Here is an 11,911-nt window from a genome sequence, read left to right on the forward strand (position 1 = left end):
CCGGGGCCGCAACACCGTGGAGCGGTGTATCAACCTGCTCAAGCAGAACCGGGCGGTCGCGACCCGCTACGACAAGCGGGCCACGATCTTCGACGGGACCGTGTTAGTGGCCTCGATCCGGATCTGGCTCCGAGACCTCACCCGTCTAAAAAACAGTGCCTAGCGCGTGTGGCACGCCTTCAGGTAGCTCAGGAACGACGCCTGTAGCCCGGTGACGTGCGTCTCCCGCAACAACACCTGCGAAACCCGCTCCGACCGCCCCTTGGCGTGCAACTGTTCCACCGTCGTCAGGACGTTACGGGCCATCCCGCGGTAGAACGGAATGTCTCCCAGCAGCTCGGCTTCGTTCAGCGTGATGTGCAGCCGTGGAGCGGCCGCGTCCTCGCCGGGTTCCGGCAGGGCTTCGACGAGGGTGAGGATCCGGCTGTCCGCGCTGGCCACACCGGGGCTGCCCGCACCGACGCTCGCGAAGGGTCCTGTCCCGCGCAGCCACGCGTAGAGGGCGAAGAGGCCCCCGTAGGAGTAGCCGAAGAGGCCGTGCCCGGACTCGCTGACACGCAGCTTCGACCGCAGGTGAGGGTGGAGTTCGCCGGTCAGGAAGTCGAGGAAGAGGTCGGCCCGGGTTTCCCGCAGCTCCGCGAGGTAGGCGTCGACCTGCTCCCGGGTCATCGCACCCGACTCGCGGGCTGCCGCGAGGGTGGCCAGCATGTCGTCACCGACGGGTTCCCCCGGCGGCACGAGGTCGCGGTTGCGGATGTGCGCCCAGCCCGCGGCCTCCTCACCGGCGTACCCGACGCTGACCTGGATGTAGGGGGCGATCGTCAGGTACGGGTCCGCTTGGGTGACGATGAGGGGCGCGGTGAGGCCGACCGTCCAGTTACCGTCCAACACGTAGATCAGCGGCAGGTGGTCCGCGGAGTCCGCGTAACCGGGGGGTGTGGTCACCCATACGCCGTAGCGGTGCCCCGACCGCGCGGTGATCTCCAGGTACTCCGTGTCCGGCAGGCAGCCGTGCAGTATCCCGCTCATCGGGCTTCTCCCCTTCATGATGCGGCCGTCCTTCACGACGAGGACGGCCATGTCCGGATCGGCGAACACCGCCGCGTCCTGGAGCGGGTTCCGCCGCCAGGCGACCATGTCGGCGCGCATCCCCACCCGGATCGTCCCGCCCAGGCCGAAACGCCGAGGCCATGCGCTGACGGACCCCGGCGAGGCGGTCCCGCACGTCTACGTCGACCGCGGTCGGGTCGGCGCCCGATCCGTCCGCGACGATGCCGCCGGCGAACCGGACATCGGCCACGGGACCTCTTCTGCGGGGCTGCGACCCATCATCCTCAACAGTGGTGAATTCGCTGTGCGGTAACGTACTCAACAGTGGTGAACTCGTCAAGGGAGGCAGTGTGAGGTCACCGGTCGGGGAAGGCAGGGAGCGCCTCCTGCAGGCGCTGTTCGAGGAGTACGGCGGGAGCGGCCCCAGCCCGAACCTGTCGATGCGCCAGGTGGCGGAGCGGCTCGGCGTGCACCACACGCTGCTGACCTACCACTTCGGGTCGCGGCCGGGACTCCTGCGCGCCGTGCTGCTGGAGGCGCGCCGCCGCGACAACCTCGTCATCGCCGCGACCGGCGGCGAACTCGGGTTCGCCGCCCTGTGCAGGGCCGTGTGGAGCTTCTACGCGAACGACGCGCACGAGGACCGGATCCGCGCCTTCTTCCACCTGGTCGGGCTCGCGGTGTACGAGCACGACGTCTTCCACGAGTTCGTCGCCGACATCGACGACCTGGCGTCCCTCCTCGAAGCGGCCGCTCTTCGCGACGGACATACGGCGGCGGACGCGAGGCAGCGGAGCATCATCGCGACCTCGTGCCTGCGAGGGCTGTTGCTGCAGAGGCTGCTGGCCCCCTCCGCCGAGGTCGACGCCGCGGCCGAGCGCTTCATCGCGTCGTTGGCGGCGTCCGAGGGCGACAGCCCGGCGTCGTGAACCACGAGGGCGCGGTGGGCCGCGCCGGGGCCGCGCACGGGCTCCCCGTCGCGGCCCCGAAAGCGTCGGGCGGGCCGGTCGGAACGGTCAGGCCGACGCGGCGCCGGTGAGGGAGCAGCCCCGGCGTGACAGGTCCAGCTCCGAACGGTCGGTCAGGCAGGCCGGGACCGCGTGGACCTGCTGGCCGTAACCGCGTCCCCGCTCGAAGGTCACGTTCCCGTCCGCGTCCACCTCGCAGGGGTTGTCGTCGGTGCACTCCTCGCCGTCCCTGTTGTGGGTGTTGTGGACGCCCACGACGGTGGAACCGTCGGGGGCCAACAGCACCGAGCCGGACAGGCCCGGGTAGGGGAGGCATCCCTCGCCGGAGGCGTAGCGGATCGGGTCGTCCTGTTGGTAGCCGCCCTCGCGCAGGTGCGAGGGCACGGCCTCGACGGAGCAGTCCGAGCGGGTGCCCGGAGAGACCATGGTCACCTCGTCGCCGGGGCGCACGGGGGTGGTGCCGAGTTCGAAGGTCTTCGCCCCCTGGGAGGCCAACTGCTCGTAGGTCCGGTCCAGGCGGTAGAGCGCGATGTCGGTCCCGGTCATCGTCGCGTACACCAGGCGCTCGGCCCGGGCGGTGACCCGGGGGTAGCCCTGGGGGTCGGCCACGGGCACCTCCAGGTCGGCGGGCCGGTCCACGACGGCCTCCCCCGGCGCCGGCCGGTCCTCCCGTACGCAGTGGCCGTTGGTCAGCATCAGCGCCGGCGCGTCCGGATCCGAGGCCGGTGTGCGCACCACCGAGCCCACGCAGCCCCGGAGGTCCACCATGCCCTCCACGTCCGGGATCTCGTCGTCCGGGGGCACGTCGGTACCGGAGATGACGCCGTCGATCCACCCGGTGTGCCGGGTGGCGTCGGTGAACAGCGTGGGCGCCCCCTCCCCGCTGGGACCGCTGACCACCCCGGCCAGCGCCCACGCGCCGTCCTCGCGGACCAGGGCGGGACCGCCCGAGTCCATGTTGGCCGCGGCCACGCTCCCGTCCCGGCTGCCGACGCACAACTCGCCCTCGGCCTCCGCGCCGGGGCACGCCGAGAGCGGCTGCACCACGGTGTCGGCCTCCCGCAACCGTGTCGGGAAGCAGTCAGGGTTCCCGGTGTCGTCGCACGTCATGCCCCAGCCCATGATCCGCACCGGTGTCCCGGGTGGCGGCGAGGCCGAGGCGATGGGCAACGGTTGGGCCTCGACGGGGCGCTCCAGGTGCATCAGAGCGAGGTCCCTGCCCCAGAAACCCCCCTCGTCCCCGCTCGTGGCCAGCCGGTAGTAGTGGTCGACCTCGACCACCTCGCCTCCGGAGTCGGAGTCCGGCGACCCGACGCGGACGCTCCAGCCCCGCGGAACGCCCGTCCGCGCGTTGGTCGGGTTCTTGCCCGCGCAGTGGCTGGCGGTCAGCACCCACTGGGGAGCCAGGACGACGACCCCGCACCCGTGGCCGTCCGGGCGCGGCGGCGCGGGGTAGTCGGGCTGGAACGAGCCCATGAACTCATACGACTGTGTTGACGGGTTCCCGCCCACGATGGCGTGCGCCGGGACCGCGGTGACCACGGTCGCGGTCACCGCGAGGACGAGAGCGGACAGGAGAGTACGACTTCGCATGCGCCCGACCGTAGGAGGGCGGTTGTTGCGCGGATGTGTGGTCCTCGCGCCCGGCACCGCTCCCGCGCGGGCTCCGGACGCCCCCGCCGGGCCGGGCCCGCCGTCCGGGAACGGGACGGCCGGGTGGCCGGAAGGGGTGGCGCACGGGCCCGTGCCCGGCGCCCAACGTTTTCGCAACAGGCCCCCGCCTATGCTGAACGGCCACGGAGCCGGGTCGCGCGGGCTTGGCGCCGCCGGTGGGGCGTGCCGGGACGCGGCAGCGATCGGAGCGGGAGGGGACACCATGCGTGTGCTGATCGTCGAGGACGAGGTCTTCATGGCCGAGGCGCTCCAGGCGGGGCTGCGCCAGGAGGCCATCGCCGCCGACATCGCCCTCGACGGCGACCAGGCGCTGGAGCGCGCCGCGGTCAACGACTACGACGCGATCGTCCTCGACCGGGACATCCCGGGGGTCCACGGTGACGACGTGTGCGCGGCGGTGGTGCGCGACCATCCCGGGACCAGGGTTCTGATGCTCACCGCCGCGACCCGGCTACGGGACAAGGTGGGCGGGTTCGCCCTGGGCGCCGACGACTACCTCACCAAGCCCTTCGCGCTGGAGGAACTGGTCGTGCGCCTGCGCGCACTCGCCCGGAGGCCCTCGTCGTCCGTTCCGCCGGTCCTGGAATGGGGCGGCCTGCGCCTGGACCCGTACCGAAGGGAGGCCGACCGGGACGGGCGCCGTCTGAGGCTGCCCCGCAAACAGTTCGCCGTCCTGGAGCTGCTCATCAGGGCGGAAGGGGGCGTGGTCAGCTCCGAGACGCTGCTGGAGAAGGTCTGGGACGAGAACGCCGACCCGTTCACCAGCGCGCCCCGGGTGACGATGTCGCAGCTGCGCAGGTCCCTGGGCAGACCGGACCCCATCGTCACCGTCCCCGGAGCCGGGTACCGCCTCGCGGCCCCCGGGGAGGAGCGGTGAACGCCCACGTCCCCGCTCCGTCCGGGAGGAGGGGCAGCGCACGCCTGCGCCTGACCCTGAGCTACGCCGGTTTCCTCGTGGCGGCGGGCCTGGCGGTGCTGGCCGGGGTCTACGTGGTTCTGCGCTACGTCCCCGACTACCCGCTCACCGCGGCCAACCCGCGCGACTCCGGCGGCCCGGTCGTCCCCACCCGCGGGCAGATCCTCGACGCCGTCATCATGGTCTCCGGGATCGTCCTGGTGGTGTTGGCCGTGGTCGGACTCGTCGGCGGGTGGTTCCTCGCCGGATGGGTGCTGCGCCCCCTGCACCGGATCAACGAGGCCGTGCGCGTCGCCGCCTCGGGGCGGCTGGAGCACCGCATCCGGCTGCACGAGCGCAACGACGAGTTCCGACAGCTCGCCGACGCCTTCGACCACATGCTCGACCGTCTGGAGAACGCGTTCGAGACCCAGGAGCGCTTCGCCGCCAACGCCTCCCACGAGCTGCGGACCCCGCTGGCCGTGACGGCCACCCTCCTGGACGTGGCTCGCCGCGACCCGGAGGGGCAGGACGTCCCGCGCCTGGTCGAACGGCTCAGCGTCACCAACGCCCGGGCGGTCGAGCTCACCGAGGCCCTCCTGCGGCTGGCCGACGCGAACGCCGTGACCGCCGTCTCCGCGCCGGTCGACCTGGCCGACATCGTCCGCGATGCCGTGGCCGAGAACTCGGCGGAGGCCGAGCGCCGCGGGGTGCGGCTGTACCTCGCGCCGGCTCCGGCGCCGACGCTCGGCGACCCCGCGCTGCTCACCCAGCTCACGCAGAACCTGGTGCAGAACGCGTTGCGCCACAACGCGGGGCGGGGCGGGACGGCTTCGGTCAGCACCGGTCACGCCCCCGGCGCCGGGACCGTCCTGCGGGTCGACAACACCGGTCCGCACCACACGCCCGAGACGGTGGCCCGGCTGCACGAACCCTTCCTGCGCGGGCAGGGCAGGTTCGGGCCCGACCCGGGCCACGGGCTGGGCCTGGCCCTGGTCGCGCGGGTGGTCGAGGTCCACGGCGGCGCGCTGGACCTGCGACCGCGCGCGGGCGGGGGGCTGACCGTGACGGTCACGCTCCCCCGCCCTCACGGTCACCTCACGCCGTCACCGTAGACACGTCCCAGGTGACCGGGAGGCTCTTCAGCCCGTGCAGGTCCGCGGTCTCCGGACGCAGTCCGGCCTCGACCTCCTCGGCCGACGCGGCCAGGCGCAGCGTGGGGAAGCGGTCGAACAGCGCGGGCAGCGCGACCCGCATCTCGACGCGGGCCAGCTGCTGGCCCAGGCACTGGTGGATGCCGTGGCCGAAGGCCAGGTGCCCGCCCTCGCGCCGGCCGACGTCGAGGACGTGGGGGTCGGTGAAGCGCTCGGGGTCGCGGTTGGCGGTGTTGAGCGACACGATGACCGTCGTACCGGCCTCGATGGTCCGACCGGACCGGTCGTCGTCCGTCTCCGCGGCCGGGCTAGGCCGCGGGGTCGCGGTCGTACAGCTTCCGAGCCCACAGGTAGGAGACCAGGGCGATGCCCGCGCACCAGGCGACCGCGGCGACCCCGCCGTCACCGGTCCCGGTGCCCGTCAACAGCCCGCGCAGGGTGTCGATGACGGGCGTGAACGGCTGGTACTCGGCGAACCAGCGCAGGCCGGTCGGCAGTGTCTCCGTGGGGACGAACCCGCTGCTCAGGAAGGGCAGGAAGAGCAGCGGCATGGGGAGGTTGCTCGCGGCCTCGACGGTCTGGGAGACCAGGCCCAGCGCCACGGACAGCCAGGTCAGGGCGAAGGAGACCATCGCCAGCAGGCCGACGGCCGCCAGCCACTCCGCCGGGCCCGCCGTGGGCCGGAACCCGAGCAGCAGCGCCACCGCCGCGACCAGGGCCACGCCCAGCATCGACTGGACCAGGCTGCCGACGACGTGGCCGGTCAGGACCGACACCCGGGCGATGTCCATGGTGCGGAACCGGGCGACGATGCCGCCGGTCATGTCCATGGCCACCGAGATGGCCGTCCCCTGGGCCGTGCTCGCCACCGCGATCAGCATGATCCCGGGGGCGATGTAGTCGAGGTAGTCGGCGCGGCTGGCCGCGGCCCCGCCCGCGCCGGGGCCCATCGCGCCCCCGAAGACGTACACGAACAGCAGGAGGAGCAGGACCGGCGTCGCGGCCAGGAGCAGCGTCATGGACGGGTAGCGCAGCATGTGCCGGAGCTGGCGGGCCACCATCGTGGCCGAGTCGCCGACGGCGTGGGTGAGGGTGGTCATCGGTGGGCCTTCCGGGTGTTGTCGTCGGCGCTCCGGTGGCCCGTGAGCGCGAGGAAGACGTCGTCGAGGGCCGGGGTCTGCACCGACAGCTCCTCGGGGGTGACCGACGCCGCGTCGAGGCGGTCCAGGAGGTCGCGCAGGGAGGCGACCCCTCCTCCGCCGGGCACCCTGAGCGAGAGCGCGTCGGTGTCGGCCTCGCCGCCCAGGGCCCGGGCCGCCGACTCCAGCGCCTCGGCCCCGGTGAAGCGCAGACGGACGTGGCCGCCGGGGACGCGGCGCTTGAGTTCGGCCGCGGTGCCCTCGGCCACGATCGTGCCGTGGTCCAGGACCGCGATGCGGTCGGCGAGCTGGTCGGCCTCCTCCAGGTACTGCGTGGTGAGGAAGACGGTGACGCCGTCGGCCACGAGGTCGCGGACGATCTGCCACATGTCCCGGCGGCTGCGCGGGTCCAGGCCGGTGGTCGGCTCGTCGAGGAAGATCAGCCGCGGTCCACCCACCAGGGTCATCGCCAGGTCGAGGCGGCGGCGCATGCCCCCGGAGTAGGTGGAGGCGGGTCTGCCCGCCGCGTCCACGAGGTCGAAGTGCTCCAGCAGCTCGGTCGTGCGGCGGTCGGCGCGGGCACGCCCCAGGCGGTGCAGCCTCGCCATGAGCATCAGGTTCTCGCGTCCGGTGAGCAGGCCGTCCACCGCCGAGTACTGCCCGGTGACGCCGATCGCGGCGCGCACCGCGTCGGGCTCCGCCGCCACGTCGTGCCCCATGACCCGGGCTTGGCCGCCGTCGGCGCCGATCAGCGTGGACAGGATCCTGACGATGGTGGTCTTGCCCGCGCCGTTGGGTCCCAGCAACGAGAACACGGTTCCCTCGGGGATCTCCAGGTCGACGCCGTCCAACACGGTGTGGTCGCCGTAGGACTTGCGCAGTCCGGTGACCGCGACGGCCGAGCGGGGGGTGCGCTGGTTCATGTTCGGTCTCTTCTTCCGTCTGTTCAGGACCGGTGGACGATGACGTCGCCGTGGACGCTGCGGGCGCGGATCTCGACGGTCTCCTCGGCGGGGCCGGGGCCGTCGGCGGCCTCCAGGGAACTGCGCACGACGCCCTTCTTGGACACCGCGTCCAACCAGGCGGCGGTGCCCTCGCGGACGCCGATCTCCAGTTCCCCGAAGGCGGTCCCGATGTCGATGCCGCCCCGGACCACCTGGCCGAGCCGAATGCTGCCGTGGTGGGTGCGCGCGGTGACGGAGGCCAGGGCGCGGTCGGCGGTGATGTCACCGTGCGCGGAGTTGGCCCGCAGGTCACCGGTCACCGTGCCGAGGGTGAGGGCGCCGCCCGTGGACTTGACCACGGCGGAGCCGTCGATCTCCCCCGCGCGGACCCAGCCGTGTCCCGTGGTGAGCTCGGCGTTGCCGGTGACGCGGTCCACGGCGATGTTGCCGTTGGAGAAGGTGATCTCGGACGCGCCCAGGACCCCCTCGCAGCGGGCGCTGCCGAAGCCGCCGCTGACGTGGACGCGCGAGCCCGCGGGCAGTTCGACGGTGATGTCGACCATGCCCTTGCGCCCGATCACGCGGCCCAGGCCCGAGGGCTGGGGGTCCCTCACCTGGAGGCGGCCTCCGGCGTACTCGACCTCGACCTGTTCGGCGGCCCGCACGTCGCTCTCCTTGGCGGCGTCGCGCGGGTGGACCTCGACGGTGGTCTCGGTGCGGCCTCCGGCGTTGATCTGGAGGGTTCCGGCGACCAGGGTGATGTCGGCGGTGACGGGTTCGGGGGTGTCGAAAGTTGGCATGGCTGTCTCCCTGACGTGGCGTTGGTGGTCGTCTCCGCTGGTGGGAGACGTGGTGGAGTCGGGCGGCCGGGTCCGGTCAGCGGACCCAGCCGGTGTAGCCGCGGCCGATCTGGCGTGCCCGGGTGTCGGGTCGGCGCCTGCCGCTGTCGAGGGACGCGGTCACCGCGCGCACCAGCCAGGCGTTGACCGACAGCCCCTCCCCGCGGGCCGCCTCCTCGACGTGCGGCTTGAGGCGGTCGGGCAGGCGCAGGGTGATCCGCGACGTGCCCCCGTCCTCGGCGTCGGCCCGGAGCTGCTCCGTGAGGGCCCGGTCGGCCTGCCTGACGTCATCCTGGTGCGTCTGTGGCGTCACGAGGCCGTCGTCTCCGACGTCCTCGAAGTCGGGTGACGTCACGATGAAGTCAGCCCGCCGCCCGCGCAGCCGGACCTCGACCGACCCGGGCGCGAGTTCGCGCGTGATCTCGTCTGCGGCGGCGGAGAGCGCGTCCAGCAGGGTCAGCCGCGCAGCGGGCTCCAGGGCTGCACTGAGGCGTTCGGCGATGACCCGGGCGTCCTCGTTCCCGGCTTCGGCGGCCACCTGGAGCTGGCGGCGGAGTTCGTCGACATACGGCATCAAATCCATGACGTCATCATGGCGTCAAATATGACGTCATGTCAAGCGTCCGCCGCGCACGACTGAGCGCCGTACCCCCGCGGGGGTACGGCGCGTCGCCGCCGGGCCCTGGGCGGCCGTCGGAGCCGCCCTGGTCAGGCGGGGTTCGGGCCGTGCAGGGGGGCGAAACCGCCGAAGGCGCCGCGGTGGTACAGCAGCGGCGGACGGAGGTCGTCCAGGACCAGGGTGTGCGTCACCTCGCCGACGACCAGCCAGTGGTCGCCGATCAGCCGGGTGTCGAACCTCCTGCACACCAGGCTGGCGGACACCCCGTCGAGCAGGGGGACCTCCTCGGGACCCGGGCGCCACGACGTCGGCGGGGCGAAGCGGTCCGCGCCGCTGCGGGCGAACCTCGCCGCCAGGTCCGTCTGGTCCTCCGCCAGGAGGTGTACGGCGAACGCCCCGGCCAGGTGCAGCGTCGTCCACGTCGAGGAGGTCTCGGCGACGTAGAAGGCCACCAGCGGCGGATCGAGGCTCACGCTGGTGAAGGAGGTGGCCGTCAGCCCGACGGGTCGGCCGTCGACACCGGCCGTGATGACGACGACCCCCGCCGGGTGGTGCCGCAGCGTCGCGCGGAACCGGGCGGCCTCGGAGGCGGGGTGGGGCGGGGAAGCGCTCTGCGCGGTGCTCATCGGACTCTCCCTCGGTACTGGGAACGCGGCGTTCAGGCGGCGTGCGCCACGGGGCGGGGCCGCCTCACGGCCAGTGGCCGGGAGGCGGCCGGGCGGTGGTCGGGACCCGTGGGGGCGCACAGGTCCGGGAGACGAACGGGTCTGGGGAGGCGACCGGCCTCCCGGGGCGGGACGACACATCCGGGGCGGAGAACGGGGCCGGGGAAGCGGATCCGGGGCGGGGCCTCGGCGCTCCGCGCGCAGCGGCCCTCCCCTGCCCCGGATCCGCGGGCCGACCGCGCGGTCGCCGCTCCGGCGGTCGTCGGAGCGGCGGCCGGAGGTCGGCCCCGGGGCGGCGGCTCCGCGATTCCACCGCCCCGTGTCGAGGGTCCTTCCCATCAATCTACTTTGTCAACCGAAAAAGTATGGAATAACCGCGGCGGCCGGGGACGCCGACGGCGCCGACGCCGCGGTCCCGTCCGCGGCCGTCTCAGACCGCGCCGGAGACCTCCGGTACCGGCACGGCTTCGGCGTACTGGCTGGGAGGACGGGGCAGACCGTAGTGGTCGCGCAGGGTCGTCCCCTCGTACTCCTCCCGGAAGAGGCCGCGCTCCCGGAGGATCGGCACCACCTGATCGACGAAGTCCTCCAGGCCGCCGGGGAGGTGGGGCGGCATGACGTTGAACCCGTCGGCGGCCCCGGCCTCGAACCAGCCCTGGATCTCGTCCGCCACCTGCTCGGGCGTGCCCGCGAAGGTCCGGTGGCCGCGCCCGCCGCCCAGGCGCCCGATCAGCTCCCCCACGGTCAGCGACTCGCGCGCCGCCAGGTCCGCGACCAGGGTGAACCGACTCTTGTTGCCGCGGATGCGGTCCTCGCCGGGCAGCGGGGGCAGGGGGGCGTCCAGCGGGTGCCCGGTCAGGTCCACCCCCAGCATCTGGGAGAGCTGGCGCAGGGCGTAGTCCGGGGAGATGAGCCCGGTGAACTCCGCCTCCAGCTCCTTGGCCGCGGCCTCCGTCGGCGCGATGAACGGCACGATCCCGGGCAGGACCTTCAACTCCTGCGGGGCGCGCCCGAAACGCGCCAACCGACCCTTGAGGTCGCGGTAGAAGTCCACCCCCTCCCGGAGGGTCTGCTGCGCGGTGAACACCGCCTCGGCGTAGCGCGCGGCGAACTCCCTGCCGTCCTCGGAGGACCCCGCCTGCACCAGCACCGGACGGCCCTGCGGCGGGCGAGGGGAGTTCAGCGGCCCGCGCACCCGGAACCGCTCGCCCTCGTGGTCGATGGCGTGGACGCGGTCGGGGTCGGCGAACACCCCCTCCTCGGCGTCGAGTCGCAGGGCGCCGTCCTCCCAGCTGTCCCACAGCTTGACGACGACGTCGGTGAACTCCGCCGCACGCGCGTAGCGGTCGGCGTGCTCGGGCACCTGGTCCAGTCCGAAGTTGGCCGCCTCGTCCTCGCGGCCGGAGGTGACGATGTTCCATCCGGCGCGCCCGCCGCTGATGTGGTCCAGCGAGGCGAAGGCCCTGGCCAGCAGGTAGGGCGGGTAGTAGCCGGTGGAGGCGGTGGCGATCAGCCCCACCCGCTCGGTCACCGCGGCCATCGCGCTGAGCAGGGTGATGGGTTCGAAGACGGCGAGGGTGTTGCGCTCGACCCGGTGGCCCACGGCCAGGCCGTCGGCGAAGAACACCGAGTCCAGCCGTCCGCGTTCGGCGACGCGCGCCAGGTTCTGGAAGTGCGCCACGTCCAGCACCCCGTCCTGCCGCGTGCGCGGGTGCCGCCAGGCCGCCTCGTGGTGCCCCACCCCCATGAGGAAGGCGTTGAGGTGGAGCCGTCGTCCGTCGGTCATCTGTTTGTTGGGCGTGGATACCCCGCCCTTCAGGACGGGAAGAACACGCCCTCTCCCTTCTCGTGACTTTCTGTTGGGTTTCGCTCACGCGATCGCAGGGCGGTCGCTACGGTGTGTGCCATGGCCAGGAAGAGCGTGAAGCGGGCCTATCGGTACCGCTTCTACCCGAGCGATGCGC

11 protein-coding genes and 1 pseudogene are annotated in these 11,911 nt (G+C 73.0%); 3 read left to right on the forward strand and 9 right to left on the reverse strand.

Going from position 1 to position 11,911, the window contains the following annotated elements:
• Positions 1-159: 159 nt before the first annotated feature.
• A complete protein-coding gene (locus G011_RS0129255) occupies positions 160-1,029 on the reverse strand; it encodes an alpha/beta hydrolase (protein WP_026338777.1) in 870 nt (289 codons plus the stop codon).
• Between the two features lie 371 nt (positions 1,030-1,400).
• Here G011_RS0129255 and G011_RS0129260 point away from each other — a divergent pair, with 371 nt between their 5' ends.
• Entirely contained in the window at positions 1,401-1,979 is a 579-nt protein-coding gene (locus tag G011_RS0129260; protein WP_019611592.1) for a TetR/AcrR family transcriptional regulator, read from the forward strand.
• Between the two features lie 87 nt (positions 1,980-2,066).
• On the opposite strand, the gene G011_RS0129265 is transcribed toward G011_RS0129260, so the two are convergent.
• The gene (locus tag G011_RS0129265) at positions 2,067-3,611 is read right to left on the reverse strand and encodes a trypsin-like serine protease (RefSeq protein ID WP_026338778.1); all 1,545 of its coding nucleotides are present in this window, start codon (positions 3,609-3,611) and stop codon (positions 2,067-2,069) included.
• A 283-nt stretch (positions 3,612-3,894) separates the two neighbouring features.
• Between G011_RS0129265 and G011_RS0129270 the strand changes: the two genes are divergently transcribed.
• Positions 3,895-4,569, forward strand: a complete 675-nt coding sequence (locus tag G011_RS0129270; RefSeq protein WP_019611594.1) for a response regulator transcription factor — start codon at positions 3,895-3,897, stop codon at positions 4,567-4,569.
• The gene (locus G011_RS0129275) at positions 4,566-5,702 is read left to right on the forward strand and encodes a HAMP domain-containing sensor histidine kinase (RefSeq protein ID WP_019611595.1); all 1,137 of its coding nucleotides are present in this window, start codon (positions 4,566-4,568) and stop codon (positions 5,700-5,702) included. The genes G011_RS0129270 and G011_RS0129275 overlap by 4 nt, the downstream gene beginning before the upstream one ends.
• Here G011_RS0129275 and G011_RS0129280 read toward each other — a convergent pair.
• The 7 genes and pseudogenes from G011_RS0129280 to G011_RS0129310 all read right to left on the reverse strand — a co-directional run.
• Positions 5,686-6,033 (reverse strand): annotated as a pseudogene (locus tag G011_RS0129280) (cytochrome P450); the annotation flags it as partial. The gene G011_RS0129275 and the pseudogene G011_RS0129280 overlap by 17 nt on opposite strands.
• 16 nt (positions 6,034-6,049) lie before the next feature.
• Positions 6,050-6,841: an ABC transporter permease gene (locus G011_RS0129285; RefSeq protein ID WP_019611597.1), complete on the reverse strand. Its 792-nt coding sequence runs from the start codon at positions 6,839-6,841 to the stop codon at positions 6,050-6,052.
• Complete coding sequence (locus G011_RS0129290) at positions 6,838-7,803, reverse strand: daunorubicin resistance protein DrrA family ABC transporter ATP-binding protein (protein WP_019611598.1); 966 nt, start codon at positions 7,801-7,803, stop codon at positions 6,838-6,840. Before G011_RS0129290 ends, G011_RS0129285 begins: the two co-directional genes overlap by 4 nt.
• A gap of 23 nt (positions 7,804-7,826) precedes the next feature.
• On the reverse strand, positions 7,827-8,624 hold the full coding sequence (locus tag G011_RS0129295; protein WP_019611599.1) for a DUF4097 family beta strand repeat-containing protein: 798 nt from the start codon (positions 8,622-8,624) through the stop codon (positions 7,827-7,829).
• A 76-nt stretch (positions 8,625-8,700) separates the two neighbouring features.
• Positions 8,701-9,246, reverse strand: coding sequence for a histidine kinase (locus G011_RS0129300; RefSeq protein ID WP_369757426.1), 546 nt, complete (start codon positions 9,244-9,246; stop codon positions 8,701-8,703).
• Between the two features lie 125 nt (positions 9,247-9,371).
• A complete protein-coding gene (locus tag G011_RS0129305) occupies positions 9,372-9,908 on the reverse strand; it encodes a flavin reductase family protein (protein WP_019611601.1) in 537 nt (178 codons plus the stop codon).
• A gap of 469 nt (positions 9,909-10,377) precedes the next feature.
• Positions 10,378-11,733, reverse strand: a complete 1,356-nt coding sequence (locus tag G011_RS0129310; RefSeq protein ID WP_019611602.1) for an LLM class flavin-dependent oxidoreductase — start codon at positions 11,731-11,733, stop codon at positions 10,378-10,380.
• Positions 11,734-11,911 lie beyond the last annotated feature (178 nt).

The organism is Nocardiopsis sp. CNS-639 (assembly GCF_000381685.1).
In the GTDB taxonomy this organism is placed as follows: Bacteria; Actinomycetota; Actinomycetes; order Streptosporangiales; family Streptosporangiaceae; genus Nocardiopsis; species Nocardiopsis dassonvillei.

Excerpts from the sequence above, each read along its gene's own strand:
- G011_RS0129270 (WP_019611594.1), top strand. The coding sequence starts at position 3,895 with ATGCGTGTGCTGATCGTCGAGGACGAGGTCTTCATGGCCGAGGCGCTC.
- G011_RS0129295 (WP_019611599.1), bottom strand. The coding sequence starts at position 8,624 with ATGCCAACTTTCGACACCCCCGAACCCGTCACCGCCGACATCACCCTG.
- G011_RS0129300 (WP_369757426.1), bottom strand. The coding sequence starts at position 9,246 with ATGGATTTGATGCCGTATGTCGACGAACTCCGCCGCCAGCTCCAGGTG.
- G011_RS0129290 (WP_019611598.1), bottom strand. The coding sequence starts at position 7,803 with ATGAACCAGCGCACCCCCCGCTCGGCCGTCGCGGTCACCGGACTGCGC.
- G011_RS0129305 (WP_019611601.1), bottom strand. The coding sequence starts at position 9,908 with ATGAGCACCGCGCAGAGCGCTTCCCCGCCCCACCCCGCCTCCGAGGCC.
- G011_RS0129310 (WP_019611602.1), bottom strand. The coding sequence starts at position 11,733 with ATGACCGACGGACGACGGCTCCACCTCAACGCCTTCCTCATGGGGGTG.
- G011_RS0129285 (WP_019611597.1), bottom strand. The coding sequence starts at position 6,841 with ATGACCACCCTCACCCACGCCGTCGGCGACTCGGCCACGATGGTGGCC.
- G011_RS0129255 (WP_026338777.1), bottom strand. The coding sequence starts at position 1,029 with ATGAGCGGGATACTGCACGGCTGCCTGCCGGACACGGAGTACCTGGAG.
- G011_RS0129265 (WP_026338778.1), bottom strand. The coding sequence starts at position 3,611 with ATGCGAAGTCGTACTCTCCTGTCCGCTCTCGTCCTCGCGGTGACCGCG.